This is a genomic window from Mesorhizobium sp. M0848 (assembly GCF_040319805.1).
Classification (GTDB): Bacteria; Pseudomonadota; Alphaproteobacteria; order Rhizobiales; family Rhizobiaceae; genus Mesorhizobium.
The window spans coordinates 1-1154 of sequence record NZ_JAMYOM010000079.1 but is presented as its reverse complement, the minus strand read 5'-3'; the positions used below and the strand labels follow the sequence as shown (position 1 = coordinate 1154).

Annotated in this window: 1 protein-coding gene; it reads left to right on the top strand. The window is 61.4% G+C overall.

Going from position 1 to position 1154, the window contains the following annotated elements; translation table 11 throughout:
- The first annotated feature begins 196 nt into the window (after window positions 1-196).
- Window positions 197-1135, top strand: coding sequence for an IS110 family RNA-guided transposase (locus tag NKH95_RS33355; protein WP_023809699.1), 939 nt, complete (start codon window positions 197-199; stop codon window positions 1133-1135).
- Window positions 1136-1154: the final 19 nt, after the last annotated feature.

The following is a 1154-nucleotide window of genomic DNA, read 5'->3' as shown; positions in this document are numbered from 1 at the left end:
CCTTGTATCTACACGAGAGAGATTTCGTGGGATTAGAGCGATTGAGCCAAGGTCCGGGCGGCCGCCCGGACCTTGGCTTGGCGAAGTCGCCCGTACCACCTGAGGTTACAACCGCGGGAGAGCTTGGGATCTTCGCCTTCGTCACGCACGACCGAACAGTCGCTTGGTTCCAACCGTACGCACAAGGCAGGTTACCGTGAACAGGATTATTTGTGGAGTTGATGTTTCGAAAGATTGGCTGGACGCGCATGTCCGGCCTGGCGGAGCGGCAGCGCGCTTCGCCAACGATGCGGCGGGGATTGCAGCTCTTTGGCTGTTCTGCCGCAGCCATGGCGCAGCCCTTGCGGTGATGGAGGCATCGGGCGGCTATGAACGGCTGGGGTTCATGCTCTTGTGGGCGCACGGCATGCCGTGCGGCGTGGTCAATGCCAAGAGCGTGCGCCGTTTCGCCGAGGCGATGGGCTATCTGGAGAAGACCGACAGGATCGACGCCGCTGTCATCGCCCATTACGGCGCAGTCAAGAACACGGTGCCGACGCCACCGCCAAGCGCTGCCCAACAGCGGCTTACCGCGTTGGTTGGCCGGCTTTGCCAGATTGTCGGCGATGCGACCATCAACAAGCAGCGTAGAAGTGCCGCATGCGACGCCGAGGTATGCGCCAGCATCGAGGCGACGCTGGCCTTCCTCAAGCGCGAGCAACGGCGCCTGGAAGGCGAGATTGCCTCGATGATCGATGACGATCCGCTGTGGGCCAGGCTGGAGCGAGCCTTTCGTTCGCTCAAGGGCGTAGCCGGACGCACTGTCGCCCGTCTGATGGCCGAACTGCCCGAGATCGGCCTCATCTCCAACAAGGCCATCGCCAAGCTGGCAGGCCTGGCTCCTTTCGCCAACGATAGCGGCAAGCGCACCGGCAACAGGCATGTGCGAGGCGGACGCGCCGGGCCGCGTGGCATCCTCTTCATCGTCGCAGCTATCGTGGCCAAATTCGATCCTCATCTCAAAGCTTTCGCTCAACGGTTGCAACAGGCGGGAAAGCCAAAAATGCTCATCCGCATCGCACTCGCCAGAAAACTCCTGGTCATCCTCAATGCAAAAGCACGCGATGCGCGCAACGAGTTCGTAATTGCAACTTGACACCCCAGATAGTCGCTCT